Raw genomic sequence first — 15,832 nt, 5'->3', positions numbered from 1 at the left:
TGGAAAATAACATGACAGTTGATTACAAAAACACGTTAAATTTACCTGAAACAGGTTTCCCTATGCGTGGCGATTTAGCCAAACGCGAACCTGTAATGTTAAAAAATTGGTATGACAAACAGTTGTATCAAAAAATCCGCCAAGCGACGAAAGGTAAAAAATCCTTTATTTTGCACGATGGCCCTCCGTATGCGAACGGCAATATTCATATCGGTCACGCCGTTAATAAAATTCTGAAAGATATTATTGTTAAATCTAAAACTGCATTAGGTTTTGACTCGCCTTATATCCCAGGTTGGGACTGTCATGGCTTGCCAATTGAATTAAAAGTAGAAGGTTTAGTGGGCAAACCAAACGAGAAAATTACGGCAGCTGAATTCCGTCAAAAATGTCGTGAATATGCCGCAGAACAAGTAGAAGGGCAGAAAAAAGACTTTATCCGTTTAGGTGTGTTGGGCGATTGGGATAATCCTTATTTAACGATGAACTTCGACACCGAAGCAAACATCATCCGTACACTCGGTAAAGTGATTGCGAATGGCCACTTATACAAAGGTTCAAAACCAGTGCACTGGTGTTTGGATTGTGGCTCTTCTTTAGCAGAAGCAGAAGTGGAATATGAAGACAAAGTTTCTCCGTCTATCTATGTTCGTTTCCCAGCAGTAAGTGCGGTTGAAATTGAAGAGAAATTTAACGCAGTAGGCAAAGGCTATGGCAAATTATCTGCGGTGATTTGGACAACCACACCTTGGACAATGCCATCTAACCGTGCGATTGCGGTAAATGCAGACTTAGAATACAACTTAGTACAGCTTGGCGATGAGCGCGTGATCTTAGCCGCTGAATTAGTGGAGTCTGTGGCGAAAGCCGTGGGCGTAGAACAAGTTGAAATTTTAGGTTCAGTAAAAGGTCAAGCACTTGAGTTAGTACGCTTTAACCATCCGTTCTATGATTTCACGGTGCCAGTGATTTTAGGTGATCACGTGACCACTGATGGTGGTACGGGTTTAGTACATACCGCACCAGATCACGGTTTAGACGACTTTGTCGTGGGTAAACAATATGATTTACCGATGGCGGGTCTTGTATCTAATGACGGTAAATTTATTTCAACAACTGAATTCTTTGCAGGCAAAGGTGTATTTGAAGCCAATCCATTGGTTGTTGAAAAATTACAAGAAGTGGGCAACTTATTAAAAGTTGAGAAAATCAAACACAGCTACCCACACTGCTGGCGTCACAAAACCCCGATTATTTTCCGTGCGACTCCGCAATGGTTTATCGGCATGGAAACACAGGGTTTACGCCAACAAGCATTAGGCGAAATCAAACAAGTTCGCTGGATTCCAGATTGGGGTCAAGCACGTATCGAGAAAATGGTTGAAAACCGCCCTGACTGGTGTATTTCCCGTCAACGTACTTGGGGCGTGCCGATGACCTTATTCGTGCACAAAGAAACCGAAGAACTTCATCCGCGTACCTTAGAGTTACTTGAAGAAGTGGCGAAACGTGTAGAGAAAGCCGGTATTCAAGCATGGTGGGATTTAGACGAAAAAGAATTATTAGGTGCGGATGCAGAAACCTATCGAAAAGTGCCTGATACTCTTGACGTGTGGTTTGACTCAGGATCAACCTATTCTTCTGTTGTGGCGAATCGTCCAGAATTTAACGGTCACGATATCGATATGTATTTAGAAGGTTCTGATCAACACCGTGGTTGGTTTATGTCTTCTTTAATGCTTTCTACGGCAACAGACAGCAAAGCACCATACAAACAAGTATTAACCCATGGTTTCACCGTGGATGGTCAAGGCCGTAAGATGTCAAAATCTATCGGTAACATCGTGACACCACAAGAAGTCATGGATAAATTTGGTGGTGACATTTTACGTTTATGGGTGGCATCTACCGACTATACCGGTGAAATGACCGTTTCTGATGAGATCTTAAAACGTGCAGCGGATAGCTATCGTCGAATTCGTAACACCGCACGTTTCTTATTAGCGAACTTAAATGGTTTTGATCCGCAACGTGATGCGGTTAAACCGGAAGACATGATTAGCTTGGATCGTTGGGCGGTAGCTTGTGCCTTAGATGCACAAAAAGAAATTAAAGACGCGTACGATAACTACCAATTCCACACAGTAGTACAACGTTTAATGCGTTTCTGTTCTGTGGAGATGGGCTCGTTCTACCTTGATATTATTAAAGACCGCCAATATACCACCAAAGCAGACAGCCTTGCGCGTCGTAGCTGCCAAACAGCGTTATGGCACATTGCAGAAGCTTTAGTGCGTTGGATGGCACCAATCCTGTCATTCACAGCAGATGAAATTTGGGGTTACTTACCACAAACCGCGACTGCACGTGCAGAATTCGTCTTTACTGAAGAATTCTATGAAGGCTTATTTGGCTTAGGTGAGAATGAAAAATTAGATGATGCTTACTGGCAACAGCTGATTAAAGTTCGTTCTGAAGTGAACCGTGTATTAGAAATCGCGCGTAACGATAAAGTGATCGGTGGTGGTTTAGAAGCAGAAGTAACGGTTTATGCTAACGATGAATATCGTGCATTGTTAGAACAATTAGGCAATGAATTACGTTTCGTGTTAATTACCTCAAAAGCAGAAGTGAAAGCATTAGCAGACAAACCTGCGGATGTGGCTGTGGGTGAGTTAGAGGGAATTGCGGTAAGCGTAGCACGTTCTAACGGTGAAAAATGCCCACGTTGTTGGCATTATTCTGACAAAATCGGCGTGAATCCTGAACATCCTACACTTTGTCCACGTTGTGTGGAAAACGTAGCGGGTAACGGCGAAGTACGTCAGTTCGCATAAGCTTAATCTCATAAAGAAAAAGTGCGGTGAAATTGATCTGCACCCCAACAGTTGGACTAAACAACCAACAATTGAGGTGCAGATTTTTTATGGGTAAACACAACACAATAGCATTTAAATTACAGGTTCTTCAACCTATCCTAAAAGGAAAAATGAGCATTCGAGAAGCCGTTCCTTTTACAATATCCAGATTAAAGCAAAGCACCCTAATTATGGTTACCGATGGGTTTACGCTTGTTTACCAGGTATCAATTATAAGAAAATCCAACGTTTAATACCGAAGCAAGGGATCATTTGAATCATCGACGGATTCAACTAAAATTAAAAGGATTGAGTCCGATACAATATCGAAAACAATCCTTTAAATAACAGTCCAACTTTTTGAGGTCAGTTCAAAATGACCGCACTTTGATTTTTTAAAGGCATTATAAAACGCCCTTTTATTTCTTAAAGTTTTTCTACTAACTCAATGGCTGCACCGATGTAGGTGGCAGGGGTGAGTTGTTGTAAACGTGCTTTTTCATCAGCTGGAATATCCAGTTTTTCGATGAATTCACGCATTGCTTTTTCATCAACGCGTTTACCACGAGTGAGTTCTTTTAATTTTTCGTATGGTTTTTCAATACCATAGCGACGCATCACCGTTTGAATTGGCTCAGCTAAAACTTCCCAGTTTTGGTTGAGTTCATCACGGAGATGTTGTTCGTTCACTTCTAATTTGCTGATACCTTTACGGGTTGAAGCATACGCAATTAAACAATAACCTAAACCCACACCTAAGTTACGCAATACAGTAGAGTCGGTTAAATCACGTTGCCAGCGAGAAATCGGTAATTTTTGACCAAGGTGAGTCATCACAGCATTGGCTAAACCTAAGTTACCTTCTGAGTTTTCGAAGTCAATTGGATTCACTTTGTGTGGCATGGTAGATGAACCAATTTCACCCGCGATAGTGCGTTGTTTAAAGTGATTTAATGCAATGTAGCCCCATAAATCACGGTCGAAGTCGATGATGATGGTATTAAAACGTACCACGGCATCAAAGTATTCAGCAATGTAATCGTGAGGTTCAATTTGCGTGGTGTATGGGTTCCAATCTAAACCTAATGAGGTGACAAACTCTTCGCTAAATTTGTGCCAGTTGATATTTGGATAAGCCGATAAATGCGCATTGTAGTTACCCACAGCACCATTAATTTTCCCTAAGATTTCATTTTGTTGGAGTTGTTTGAATTGGCGTTTTAAACGGTAAACCACGTTCGCCATTTCTTTACCCACAGTACTTGGTGAGGCAGGTTGGCCGTGTGTACGAGAAAGTAATGGAATGGTTTTGTATTCGTTCGCTAAACAGGTGATTTCATCAATCAGTTTTTGCCATTCAGGTAAGAGGACTTCTTCACGTGCTGTTTTTAACATTAAAGCGTGAGAAAGGTTATTAATGTCTTCAGAGGTACAAGCAAAGTGAATAAATTCAGAGACTTTGGCTAACTCTGGTAAGGCTTCACTTTTTTCTTTTAAGAAATACTCAACCGCTTTTACGTCATGATTCGTGGTGCGCTCAATTTCTTTGATACGTTCAGCATCTTGAAGACTGAATTCTTCCACAATTTTATTAAGGTAATCGTTTGCTTCTTTAGATAAAGAAGAAACTTCTTGGATTTCAGCGGTCGCCGCCAATTTTTGTAACCAACGTACTTCCACGGTGACACGGAATTTGAGCAAGCCAAATTCACTGAAAATACCACGTAATGCGGTGGCTTTATCTTGATAACGACCGTCAATCGGGGAAAGAGCGGTTAATGCGGAAAGTTGCATAAGAGTTCTCCAAGGATTAATTTAAAGTTGAGTAGAGTTGTCGTGCCGCTTGCACTAATTTTTTACGATGAAACAACAGTTGCCATTTGCTGCCACCGACCTGACGCCACAAGACGGCAGAGCGAATGCCGGCTAGCAAACACGCACGAATTTTGTCTTGCACATTTTGTTGCTGTAAATGATATGCCGAACCAATAATATGAATGCGTTTGCCTAAAGGGCTAATTGTATCGACATAAATGTTTGCCATGATTGAAAACATCTCATCATCAAATTGATTGTTGTGATAAGAAAGTTGTTCTGGTAAACGAGCAATACGGCGACCAAGTTCTTGTTTGATTTCAGGTTGCTTGTTTAATTTGCTCTCTAACGCTAACAGGCTGCCCCAATAATTCAACAAATTTTTGTCGTTTAATTGAGTGAGTTGCTCGATAAGTGTGTTTAATCCCACTTTAAGATGTTGAACATCACCGCCAAATACGGCTAATGTATTTTCAGGTTGAGTGATGAGAAGAGAATGAATGGTAGTTTGGAATGCATCTTGATGATCAACTTCGCCTTTTTGTGCTAATTGACTGATTAATAAGACAGATTGACAAACACCGGCAAGTGCCAGAGCCATATCATTATAATTTTTCATTGGGACTATAGATTGTAAGCTGTAGAAATTTTGGGCGTAATATAGCATTTTTACACATTGTTTTGAACTCAATCATTAAAAAACGCCCTATCTTTTGTTATCATAGCGCCAATTCAGTTTACAGAATGAAAGGATAACCAATGACAAAACCAATTGTATTCAGTGGCGTGCAGCCTTCCGGCGAATTAACTATCGGGAATTATTTAGGCGCACTTCGCAACTGGGTGAAAATGCAAGAAGATTATGAGTGTATTTTCTGCGTGGTGGATTTACACGCCATCACTGTACGTCAAGATTCTGCAGCACTTCGCAAAGCCACGCTTGATGTACTTGCCCTTTACTTGGCTTGTGGCATTGATCCGAATAAAAGCACGATCTTCGTACAATCTCATGTACCAGAGCATACTCAACTAAGCTGGGTGTTGAACTGTTATACCTATTTCGGCGAGATGAGCCGTATGACTCAATTCAAAGATAAATCAGCACGTTATGCCGAAAATATTAACGTGGGTTTATTTGATTATCCAGTTTTAATGGCGGCAGATATCTTACTTTACCAAGCGAAAAGCGTACCGGTAGGGGATGACCAAAAACAACATTTAGAAATCACCCGTGATATTGCGGCTCGTTTTAATGCCCTTTACGGTGATATTTTCACGATCCCTGAAATCTTCTTAGGCAAAGCAGGCGCGCGTATTATGTCTTTGCAAGATCCTGACAAAAAAATGTCAAAATCAGATGATAACCGTAATAACGTGGTGACCTTGCTTGAAGATCCAAAATCGGTAGCGAAAAAAATCAAACGTGCGGTAACAGATTCTGATGAGCCACCTGTTGTACGTTATGATGTGCAAAATAAAGCTGGCGTATCTAACTTATTAGATATTCTTTCTGCAGTAACCGATAAATCCGTGGCAGAGCTTGAAAAAGAATTTGAAGGCAAAATGTACGGCCACTTAAAAACAGCGGTGGCTGACGAAGTGTCAAACTTACTTGCCGGTTTACAAGAACGTTTCTATCAATATCGTAACGATGAAGCACTTTTAGACGAAATTTTACGTCAAGGTGCGGAAAAAGCCCGTGTAAGAGCAAAAGCAACCCTTGACAAAGTGTACGAAGCTGTAGGCTTTGTTGCAGTAAAATAATTTTAAACTTAATAAGCCGTGTTATGTCACGGCTTTTTTAGATAAGGAGAAAAATATGGCTATTCAAACTGAAAAACCAATTGAATGTGTAGGTTGTAATACTTTCGATATGAAATCATTGTTTGATAACAGCGATTGTAGTTTACCTATCGAACAGTTTTACGCCACTCGTCAAGATGCGGAAGGTGCATTGGAATATTTCACGTTAAAAGCGCGTGATATCGAAAGTGAGCCTTGCCAAATTCAGTCTGAAATTCAACAGGTTGAAGAAGGATATGTGCTTAAAGCGGTTTTCACATTTTGCTGCCAAGCGGAATTAGTGATTTTCCAAATGAAACTTTCGTAAGTGATGACTTACTCTAGAAAACAGCGTTTTTTGTGACTGCACTTTCTGATATTTATGTTCCCCTGCATCGTATTATTCCTTTTTCTAATGTAGAAGGGCAGGGGAATCGTACCAGTATTTTCTTACAAGGCTGTAAGCTAAACTGCCTTTATTGCCATAATCCAGAAACGATTCCTCGTTATGCCGAAGGGGCTAATCAAGTCAGTTTACAATATTTGTATGAACAAGTGATGGAGGCTGTGCCTTTCATTCGTGGTGTGACGGTTTCAGGCGGAGAACCCACCATTCACCACAAAAAGCTCGTTCCATTGTTTCAAAAACTACGTGAGGAAGGGCTAACTTGCTATTTAGATAGCAGTGGTTTCTTTGAGTTTGAAGCAATTCGACCTTTAATTGATGTGACAGACAAATTTCTCTTTGACCTGAAAGGAGAAGGGCTTGGCTTACAAAGTTTGTGCTTTGATAGACAAAATCGCCAAGGCATTGTCCCTCAAAACATCATTCCTACTCATCAACATATCAAGCAAGAAAATTTAGATCGCAATTTGAAGAACTTGGCACAATTATTGCCATTAAATAAAGTGGAAGAAGTGCGATTAGTTTATGTGGCAAATTTTTTTGATGTAGAAAAGTTGGTGGAAAAAGTCGCTTCCTTATTGAAAAATTATCCGGATGTTTTGTTCAAAATTATCCGAATGCACACAAAAGGTGCGCGAGACGCCGAAGGACTCACCCCTTATGTTCCAACCGTTGAACAGACACAAGCGCTTGAAAAATATGCAAAATTTTGTGGCTTGACCAAAATTGTGACCATTTTATAAGCAAACATATCGAAAAGTATCAAAAATATTCCAACTTTTTACTGAAAAACAAGTAAAATGGGATAATTTTATTCACTTACTTATAGAACCAATCTAGAGGGAAAAATGGGCATTTTAAGTAGCATTTTAGGCATTGTCGTATTACTGATCATTGCCGTCTTATTTTCTAATAATCGTAAGGCGATTAATTTACGCACTGTATTAGGGGCTTTGGCGATCCAAATCGGATTTGCGGCCCTTATTTTGTATGTACCGTTTGGCCGTGATGCATTACAAGCGACAGCAAATGGAGTGTCAAATGTTATTGCCTATGGTAATGAAGGGATTAACTTCATCTTTGGTGGACTAGCAGATCCTTCAAATGTCGGCTTTATCTTTGCGGTGAAAGTGTTACCAATCATCGTCTTTTTCTCCGGTTTAATTTCTGTGCTTTATTACTTAGGCATTATGCAAGTTGTCATCAAAGTGATTGGCGGTGCATTGCAAGCCGCATTGGGCACATCTAAAGCAGAATCAATGTCTGCAGCAGCGAATATTTTCGTTGGCCAAACTGAAGCACCGTTAGTGGTTCGTCCTTACATTAAAAACATGACCCAATCTGAATTGTTCGCTATTATGGCGGGTGGTACAGCTTCTATCGCGGGTTCAGTGATGGCGGGTTATGCAGGAATGGGCGTGCCGTTGACTTACTTAATTGCCGCCTCTTTCATGGCTGCACCAGCAGGTTTATTATTTGCGAAAATTTTATTCCCACAAACTGAACAATTTACCGATAAACAACCTGAAACGGATGATAGCGAAAAACCGACTAACGTGCTTGAAGCAATGGCAGGCGGTGCGAGTGCCGGTATGCAATTAGCGTTAAACGTAGGTGCGATGTTAATCGCTTTCGTGGGTTTAATCGCTTTAATTAATGGTATCTTAGGTGGCGTAGGCGGTTGGTTCGGTTACGGTGATTTAACGTTACAATCAATCTTTGGTTGGATCTTCAAACCATTAGCCTACTTAATCGGTGTATCTTGGGATGAATCTGCAATTGCGGGTCAAATGATTGGTATGAAATTAGCCGTGAACGAATTCGTAGGTTACTTAGAGTTCGCGAAATATTTACAACCAGATACAGCGGTAGTATTAAGTGAAAAAACCAAAGCCATCATTACTTTCGCATTATGTGGTTTCGCTAACTTCAGCTCTATCGCAATCTTAATCGGTGGTATCGGTGGTATGGCACCAAATCGTCGTGGTGATGTGGCTCGCTTAGGTTTAAAAGCAGTTGTTGCAGGTACATTAGCTAACTTAATGAGTGCAACTATCGCAGGTTTATTCATCGAGTTAAGCGGCGTAGCAATGTAATTAAACTGTGGTGAAATTTGACCGCACTTTATCTCTCAACACCACGAATTGTTCGTGGTGTTGTACTTTAAAGCAGGCGAAAACGTTTGCTTAAATGATTTTTTATTTATCAATAAGAGGAAAAAACAATGACTCCACATATTAACGCTCCTGAAGGCGCATTTGCAGATGTTGTATTAATGCCAGGCGATCCGCTTCGTGCAAAATATATTGCGGAAACATTCTTAGAAGATGCGAAAGAAGTGACTAACGTTCGCAATATGTTGGGTTATACCGGTACTTATAAAGGTCGTCGTATCTCTGTTATGGGTCACGGTATGGGTATCCCATCTTGCTCAATTTATGCGAAAGAATTAATTACTGAATACGGTGTGAAGAAAATCATCCGTGTTGGTTCTTGTGGCGCTGTACGTATGGATGTTAAAGTACGTGATGTCATCATCGGCCTTGGTGCATGTACCGATTCAAAAGTAAACCGTATTCGTTTCAAAGATAACGATTTTGCTGCAATTGCTGATTTTGATATGGCACAAGCTGCGGTTCAAGCAGCAAAAGAAAAAGGTAAACAAGTTCGCGTAGGGAATCTCTTCTCTGCAGACTTATTCTACACGCCAGATTTCGACATGTTTGATGTGATGGAAAAATACGGCATCTTAGGCGTAGAAATGGAAGCAGCCGGTATCTATGGTGTAGCTGCAGAATATGGTGCAAAAGCACTTTGTATTTGTACCGTTTCAGATCATATTCGTACACACGAGCAAACCACTGCAGAAGAACGTCAATTAACCTTCAATGATATGATTGAGATTGCGTTAGAATCTGTATTAATTGGTGATAACGCATAATCTGTCTGATTGATAGAATAAAAAGTGCGGTCAAGTTTGATCTGACCGCTCTTTTGTTTTCTATGCTTACTATTTCTCATACCAAATTCGGTTCACATAGAGCACGACTTTGCCAGAGGGGGTCTCAACATGGATTTCAGCATCAACGCCTTTCCCAATTAAAGCACGCGCGACGGGAGAATCAATGGAGATCCAGTTTTTAGCAGGATCGAATTCATCGCAGCCGACAAGGCGATATTGCTTCACTTCGCCTTCTTCATCTTCTAGCTCAACCCACGCACCGAAAAATACTTTGCCTTCTTGTTTCGGATGGTAATCCACGATTTGTAGCACTTCTAAGCGTTTGGAAAGAAAACGCACGCGGCGATCAATTTCACGTAAGCGACGTTTGCCATAAATATATTCCGCGTTTTCACTGCGGTCACCAAGCGCGGCGGCATCTGAAACGGCTTGTGTGACTTTAGGGCGTTCTTCTTTCCATAAAAATTTAAGTTCTTGGTCAAGTGCAAGCCAGCCTTGACGAGTAATGTAATTTGATTTTGCCATAATGAAAATAAAAGAAATTTTTTTGAATTATATTTGAGCCTGTTGCCTAAAACCAGTATTCTATTCCCGTTTTTATCGAATCCTTTAATAACAAAGAAGTATGACAATGTTAAATCAACAAATTAGCCAAATTATTGCGGCAGAATTAACCGTTCAACCCCAACAAATCCTCGCGGCTATTCAATTATTAGATGATGGTAACACCATTCCATTTATCGCCCGTTATCGTAAAGAAGCCACAGGTGGCTTGGATGACACTCAACTTCGTCATTTTGAAACCCGTTTAATTTATTTGCGTGAATTAGAAGATCGTCGTCAAACCATTTTGAAATCTATTGAAGATCAAGGGAAATTGACCGATGAATTGCGTGACAAAATCCATGCGACACAAAGCAAAACTGAATTAGAAGATTTGTATTTGCCGTACAAACCTAAACGCCGTACGAAAGGGCAAATTGCGATTGAAGCCGGTCTTGAGCCATTAGCTGATTTACTTTGGAACGAGCCAAAAAATGATCCAGAATCAACCGCACTTTCCTTTGTTGATGCTGATAAAGGCGTAACAGACACCAAAGTCGCGCTTGATGGTGCACGCTATATTTTAATGGAGCGTTTTGCTGAAGATGCGGGTTTATTAGCGAAAGTCCGTGATTATTTAGCGAAGAATGCGGTTATTGTATCGAAAGTGATCGAAGGAAAAGAAACGGAAGGGACAAAATTCCAAGATTATTTCGACCACCAAGAATTATTGAAAAATGTGCCTTCTCACCGTGCATTAGCCATGTTCCGTGGACGTAATGAGGGCATTTTACAATTAAGCTTAAATGCTGATCCTGATGCGGAAGAGGGAAGTCGCCAAAGCTATTGTGAAGAGATTATTCGTGATTATTTAGATGTACGTTTCACGGGTCAGCCTGCGGATAAATGGCGTGAGCAAGTGATTGCGTGGACATGGAAAATTAAAGTTTCGTTGCATTTAGAAACGGAATTAATGGCAAGTTTACGTGAAAAAGCGGAAGAGGAAGCTATTGATGTTTTCGCCCGAAATCTGACCGCACTTTTAATGGCGGCACCCGCTGGCGCGAAAAGTACTATGGGCTTGGACCCGGGCTTACGTACAGGTGTTAAAGTTGCGGTGGTGGATAACACAGGTAAATTATTAGATACCACCACCATTTATCCACACACGGGGCGTGAAGCTGAAGCGCAAGTGGCGATTTTCAGCTTGATCCGCAAACATAACGTAGCGTTAATTGCCATTGGTAACGGTACCGCTTCTCGTGAAACAGAACGTTTTGCGAAAGATGTGATTAAAGAAATTAAAGAAAATAAACCGCAAACCGTTGTGGTGAGTGAAGCGGGCGCATCGGTTTATTCCGCCTCTGAATTTGCCGCAAATGAATTCCCGAATTTAGACGTATCTTTACGTGGTGCAGTATCTATTGCCCGCCGTTTACAAGATCCATTGGCGGAATTAGTGAAAATCGAACCGAAAGCCATTGGTGTAGGGCAATATCAACACGATGTAAACCAAACTCAACTTGCGCGTAAACTCGATGCGGTGGTGGAAGACTGTGTAAACGCAGTAGGTGTGGATTTGAATACGGCATCCGCGCCATTGCTCGCTCGCGTAGCTGGTATGACAAAAACCTTAGCGCAAAACATTGTGGAATACCGTGATGAAAATGGGCGTTTTGAAAGCCGCAGCGAATTGAAAAAAGTGCCTCGTTTAGGGCCAAAAGCCTTTGAGCAATGTGCGGGCTTTATGCGTATTGCTGAAGGTAAAAATCCACTTGATGCCTCTGGTGTTCACCCAGAAGCTTATCCTGTGGTCGAAAAAATATTGCAAACCACCGCGCAATCTATTCAAGATTTAATGGGTAATGCCGGTGTGGTACGTCAGCTTGATGCAAAACAATTTATTGATGAGCAATTTGGTTTACCGACCGTCCAAGATATTTTCAAAGAGTTGGAAAAACCAGGGCGCGATCCGCGTGGTGAGTTTAAAACTGCTGTATTTGCAGAAGGTGTGGAAGAAATCACCGATTTAAAACCAGGTATGATTTTAGAAGGTACCGTCACCAATGTGACTAACTTCGGCGCATTTGTTGATATTGGTGTTCACCAAGACGGTTTAGTACATATTTCATCATTAAGCGATAAATTCGTAGAAGATCCACATCAAGTGGTGAAAACTGGCGATATCGTGAAAGTGAAAGTCTTAGAAGTGGATGTGCCACGTAAACGTATTGCGTTGACAATGCGATTAGATGAAAGTGCGGTCAAAAATGACGGCAAATCTGACCGCACTTTAAGTGCCAAACCAAGAAGTAATGCACCTCGCCAAGATCGCAATCCAAGAGGAAATAGTGCAATGGGTAATGCCTTTGCCGATGCGTTGAAAAATTGGAAAAAATAATTTCGTCATTTAGATGAACATTGTGGCCAAATAGGCGTACAATAAAGGGGATCTGGTCAATCATCCAATCCCCTTTTTTATTTCAAAAGGAATATGCTTATGAAAAAAGGTATTCTTGGGCCGCATGAAGGCAAGGAGCTGGAATTAATGTTAAGGGGCGAAAAGCAAGTGGCATTATTCAATCAGGAGCTTGGTATTCCTGATGCCTTTATCCCTTATCTTGAGCAAGGAATGCTTCATTCAAAAACGGTGCAGCGTCATATTAATGATGTTTGCTTAACTGATTTTATTGTCTATTTACCCCAATCTCTTGCACTCGCTGAACAAATGGAAGTGTTACTTCCTGCAAGCATTGTGAATGGTTTCGATCCAAAAGTGGAACGTGAAATTGGACGAATTCTTGGCTACCGAGAAAAAGATATCGAATACTACATTCAGCATTTTCAAGATAATTTAGAGAAGTATCGACAGCAATATAGTTAATTGATCAAAATGAAACTAAAACATGTTCAATACTTAGAATATTAAAATAATATTTTGTGATAATTGCCGTTAGCACCAACAAAAGTGCGGTTCTAAATAGAAAATAGTTTGACCGCATTTTTGTTCTTTGAGAGAGATTAATCTTGTAATAGTCCACTATTAAACATCGGCAATCCCATGGTTTTTAAGCTGTCACGATAAATACCCAGTAAGTCTTTCTCCGTGATTTTTTGTAACTGATCTAACGGTTTATCTAATGCTGCTACCGTTTCAATCACAAGACCTTGTGGACCAGATTCTTGCGTCGCGATTTCAAATAACGCTTGTCCACGACGAACATGGCTACCTGAGCTAATTAACACGGCATGTTTGATTTTGTGTTTCGCTAAAGAGTAACGAGAGAAAAGTGCATTTTCGACTGTTGAACGTGCATAGTTATCCGAATAAATACGGCTTGCATCAATGCCTTTCTCAATCAACCATTGCTTCATCAAATCCCCTTCGGTTTTATTGTTTTGTGGCACACCGCCTGTCACAATAATTAACGCATCTGGATTTTGATTCGCAATTTCTAAGGTTTTCTCTAAACGTTGCACTAAAATATCATGCATGCTGCCATCTGGATTTAAAGCGTAACCCAATGTAATAATCGCCGATTGCGCCGGTAACTTGGTTTCGAGTTTATCGGTAATTGGTTGATTAGCCGCTTTATCAATCACGGCAAAAACTTTTTCTAATTTGCTTGCGCTTTCTGGGGAAAGTTGTTTTAAGCGTTCTAAATGTTTTGTCGCTTCCGCTTGGTTGCCTTTAAAACGATTCCATGCTGCCAAGTAAGTATGTGCTTTCACATCATCTGGCGCCACATCAAGCACTTTTTGGTAAAGCTCAATGGCTTTATCTGTATTACCGTTATAAATATTGGCATTCGCTGCGCCAAACAAAAAATCCACACGATAAGGCTCAAGCTTATACGCTTCCAATAAAAGATCCGCAATACGCTCCATATTAGAAGGAAGTTTCGCCGTAAAACCTGCATTTGACACACGAGCCGGCGAGTTTTGGATTTTCACTGCTTGTTCAAGCAACTCATCCACAACCTGTCTTTGAGTAAGAAGTTGTTGGTAATTTAATTGAGGCTCAAGCACTTTCACTTCTGCCGTGCTGGCAAAGCTGTTGACCGCAAGGGATGAAAGCACAGCAAGTAAGGAAACTTTGAAGATTTTTTGCATAATTAATTCTCCATATTGGATTGAATAACAAAAAGAGCGGTCACTTTTTTTTATCAGTTTCCGCTCTTTTCACTAAACTTGATTCATTGACATACACAATAATGTTAATGGATGGATACAAGTCACGTTAGATGACATATCGATCTGCCATTTACAAGTTTGGCATTCAGAGATTACGTAATCAAATCCGCCTGCATTGATGTTATCGAATAAGTTTTTACCGATAGATTGGGAAACCTCGTAGTTTTCTGCTTTGAAACCGTATGTCCCTGCGATACCACAACATTGTGATGGCAACATCACCACTTCTAAACCTGGAATTTGTTTTAACACTTCCAAGGTGTATGGTGCCCAACCCGCTTTATCCACGTGACATGCGGTGTGATAAGCCACACGCAATTTCAATGGTTTAAGCGGTAAGGTTTTACCTTCTTTAAAGAGTTGATATAAGAAGGGTGTCACCATGTGAATATGCGGACGAACTTTCGCATTATCGATACCTAAAATATGATGATATTCATCACGTAAATTTAAGGTACAACTTGATGCTTCACTGATCACATCCAAGCCATTTTCATCCACCATTTTGCTGATGTAATCGGTGTTAAATTGCGCTATTTTCTTCGCACGTTCTGGGAATTGGTTCACGCTTAATGGCAAGCCACAGCATTTTTCTTTTTCCAATAACACCACGCCAATATTCATAGCATTGAACACTTGAATAAATTCTTTACCCAATTGTGGATTATTGTAGTTCACATAACAACCGTGATAATAGGCCACTTTGCGTTCAAATTTTTGTTGGCTTTCCACCATTTTTTTCATATACCAGCTGCGGAACGTACCAAAGGAATATTTTGGTAACGTACGATGGCGGCTAATTTTCAATGCTTTTTCCAACACAAATTTTGTCGCTTTCAAACCAGTGATGGTATTCACAATCGGCGCAAGTGGTGTATTAAGCGAACCCATAATATCGGTGTTACTTAAAATCGCATCACGTAATTTTTGCACGGTTGGCTTGTGTTGTTGAGCAAGGTATTTGTTTCTTGCACGAACGATAATGTCACCAATTTTTACATCAGATGGACACGCAATTTCACAACGTTTACAGTTAGTACAGTATTTCAATGCTTCATCATAAAGCTCAGCTGATTTTAGGCGTAAACGCTCACCATCCGGCCCCGATTGTTTTGGACCTGGGTAGTTTGGATTTTGACGCGAAACCGGACATACCGCTGTACAAGCTGTACATTTAATGCAGCTCTCAAAACTTTCATCAAAAGCATCATGATGTTGTGGTGCATTAAGGGATTGTTTTGCATTTTCAATTAATTGTTGAATGTTCATAAC

General features: G+C 40.6%; 14 protein-coding genes. 9 read left to right on the top strand and 5 right to left on the bottom strand.

The window, feature by feature from the left end; all coding sequences use genetic code 11:
• The first annotated feature begins 11 nt into the window (after positions 1–11).
• The gene (gene ileS, locus ACXVWB_RS10170; RefSeq protein ID WP_369866739.1) at positions 12–2,837 is read left to right on the top strand and encodes an isoleucine--tRNA ligase; all 2,826 of its coding nucleotides are present in this window, start codon (positions 12–14) and stop codon (positions 2,835–2,837) included.
• Between the two features lie 294 nt (positions 2,838–3,131).
• Positions 3,132–3,206 carry an IS3 family transposase gene (locus ACXVWB_RS10165; protein WP_354669545.1) on the top strand — a complete coding sequence of 25 codons (75 nt, stop codon included), beginning with the start codon at positions 3,132–3,134 and terminating at the stop codon, positions 3,204–3,206.
• A gap of 78 nt (positions 3,207–3,284) precedes the next feature.
• On the opposite strand, the gene purB is transcribed toward ACXVWB_RS10165, so the two are convergent.
• On the bottom strand, positions 3,285–4,652 hold the full coding sequence (purB, locus tag ACXVWB_RS10160; RefSeq protein ID WP_369866740.1) for an adenylosuccinate lyase: 1,368 nt from the start codon (positions 4,650–4,652) through the stop codon (positions 3,285–3,287).
• Positions 4,653–4,668: 16 nt separating this feature from the next.
• On the bottom strand, positions 4,669–5,292 hold the full coding sequence (hflD, locus tag ACXVWB_RS10155; RefSeq protein WP_289902490.1) for a high frequency lysogenization protein HflD: 624 nt from the start codon (positions 5,290–5,292) through the stop codon (positions 4,669–4,671).
• 140 nt (positions 5,293–5,432) lie between these two features.
• On the opposite strand from hflD, the gene trpS reads away from it, so the two are divergent.
• The 5 genes from trpS to deoD all read left to right on the top strand — a co-directional run bounded on the left by trpS (position 5,433) and on the right by deoD (position 9,802).
• Positions 5,433–6,437, top strand: coding sequence for a tryptophan--tRNA ligase (gene trpS, locus ACXVWB_RS10150; protein ID WP_369866741.1), 1,005 nt, complete (start codon positions 5,433–5,435; stop codon positions 6,435–6,437).
• Positions 6,438–6,492: 55 nt separating this feature from the next.
• Entirely contained in the window at positions 6,493–6,783 is a 291-nt protein-coding gene (locus ACXVWB_RS10145; RefSeq protein ID WP_065243613.1) for a YfcZ/YiiS family protein, read from the top strand.
• A gap of 32 nt (positions 6,784–6,815) precedes the next feature.
• Entirely contained in the window at positions 6,816–7,604 is a 789-nt protein-coding gene (locus tag ACXVWB_RS10140) for a 4Fe-4S cluster-binding domain-containing protein (RefSeq protein WP_289902492.1), read from the top strand.
• 105 nt (positions 7,605–7,709) lie between these two features.
• Positions 7,710–8,957, top strand: a complete 1,248-nt coding sequence (locus tag ACXVWB_RS10135) for a NupC/NupG family nucleoside CNT transporter (protein ID WP_289902493.1) — start codon at positions 7,710–7,712, stop codon at positions 8,955–8,957.
• 128 nt (positions 8,958–9,085) lie between these two features.
• Positions 9,086–9,802 carry a purine-nucleoside phosphorylase gene (gene deoD, locus ACXVWB_RS10130; protein ID WP_049362431.1) on the top strand — a complete coding sequence of 239 codons (717 nt, stop codon included), beginning with the start codon at positions 9,086–9,088 and terminating at the stop codon, positions 9,800–9,802.
• Positions 9,803–9,871: 69 nt separating this feature from the next.
• Here deoD and greB read toward each other — a convergent pair whose 3' ends face one another.
• Positions 9,872–10,348, bottom strand: coding sequence for a transcription elongation factor GreB (gene greB, locus ACXVWB_RS10125; RefSeq protein WP_289902494.1), 477 nt, complete (start codon positions 10,346–10,348; stop codon positions 9,872–9,874).
• Between the two features lie 106 nt (positions 10,349–10,454).
• Here greB and ACXVWB_RS10120 point away from each other — a divergent pair, with 106 nt between their 5' ends.
• Together ACXVWB_RS10120 and ACXVWB_RS10115 are read left to right on the top strand one after the other, a co-directional pair.
• Positions 10,455–12,767 carry a Tex family protein gene (locus ACXVWB_RS10120; protein WP_289902495.1) on the top strand — a complete coding sequence of 771 codons (2,313 nt, stop codon included), beginning with the start codon at positions 10,455–10,457 and terminating at the stop codon, positions 12,765–12,767.
• Positions 12,768–12,866: 99 nt separating this feature from the next.
• The gene (locus tag ACXVWB_RS10115) at positions 12,867–13,250 is read left to right on the top strand and encodes a hypothetical protein (protein ID WP_128786807.1); all 384 of its coding nucleotides are present in this window, start codon (positions 12,867–12,869) and stop codon (positions 13,248–13,250) included.
• Positions 13,251–13,387: 137 nt separating this feature from the next.
• Here the strand turns inward: ACXVWB_RS10115 and ACXVWB_RS10110 are convergent, their stop codons facing one another.
• Together ACXVWB_RS10110 and glpC are read right to left on the bottom strand one after the other, a co-directional pair.
• Positions 13,388–14,479 carry an ElyC/SanA/YdcF family protein gene (locus tag ACXVWB_RS10110; protein ID WP_289902496.1) on the bottom strand — a complete coding sequence of 364 codons (1,092 nt, stop codon included), beginning with the start codon at positions 14,477–14,479 and terminating at the stop codon, positions 13,388–13,390.
• A gap of 72 nt (positions 14,480–14,551) precedes the next feature.
• Positions 14,552–15,829 (bottom strand): anaerobic glycerol-3-phosphate dehydrogenase subunit GlpC, encoded by a 1,278-nt coding sequence (glpC, locus tag ACXVWB_RS10105; RefSeq protein WP_458485351.1) that lies wholly within the window; start codon positions 15,827–15,829, stop codon positions 14,552–14,554.
• Positions 15,830–15,832 lie beyond the last annotated feature (3 nt).

It is taken from the genome of Haemophilus sp. SZY H53 (assembly GCF_054332375.1).
Note: the sequence above shows the minus strand (reverse complement) of the source record. Positions and strands in the feature narration are given on the sequence as shown.

Excerpts from the sequence above, each read along its gene's own strand:
- greB (WP_289902494.1), bottom strand. The coding sequence starts at position 10,348 with ATGGCAAAATCAAATTACATTACTCGTCAAGGCTGGCTTGCACTTGAC.
- glpC (WP_458485351.1), bottom strand. The coding sequence starts at position 15,829 with ATGAACATTCAACAATTAATTGAAAATGCAAAACAATCCCTTAATGCA.
- hflD (WP_289902490.1), bottom strand. The coding sequence starts at position 5,292 with ATGAAAAATTATAATGATATGGCTCTGGCACTTGCCGGTGTTTGTCAA.
- trpS (WP_369866741.1), top strand. The coding sequence starts at position 5,433 with ATGACAAAACCAATTGTATTCAGTGGCGTGCAGCCTTCCGGCGAATTA.
- ACXVWB_RS10110 (WP_289902496.1), bottom strand. The coding sequence starts at position 14,479 with ATGCAAAAAATCTTCAAAGTTTCCTTACTTGCTGTGCTTTCATCCCTT.
- purB (WP_369866740.1), bottom strand. The coding sequence starts at position 4,652 with ATGCAACTTTCCGCATTAACCGCTCTTTCCCCGATTGACGGTCGTTAT.
- ACXVWB_RS10145 (WP_065243613.1), top strand. The coding sequence starts at position 6,493 with ATGGCTATTCAAACTGAAAAACCAATTGAATGTGTAGGTTGTAATACT.
- ACXVWB_RS10120 (WP_289902495.1), top strand. The coding sequence starts at position 10,455 with ATGTTAAATCAACAAATTAGCCAAATTATTGCGGCAGAATTAACCGTT.
- deoD (WP_049362431.1), top strand. The coding sequence starts at position 9,086 with ATGACTCCACATATTAACGCTCCTGAAGGCGCATTTGCAGATGTTGTA.
- ileS (WP_369866739.1), top strand. The coding sequence starts at position 12 with ATGACAGTTGATTACAAAAACACGTTAAATTTACCTGAAACAGGTTTC.
- ACXVWB_RS10135 (WP_289902493.1), top strand. The coding sequence starts at position 7,710 with ATGGGCATTTTAAGTAGCATTTTAGGCATTGTCGTATTACTGATCATT.
- ACXVWB_RS10115 (WP_128786807.1), top strand. The coding sequence starts at position 12,867 with ATGAAAAAAGGTATTCTTGGGCCGCATGAAGGCAAGGAGCTGGAATTA.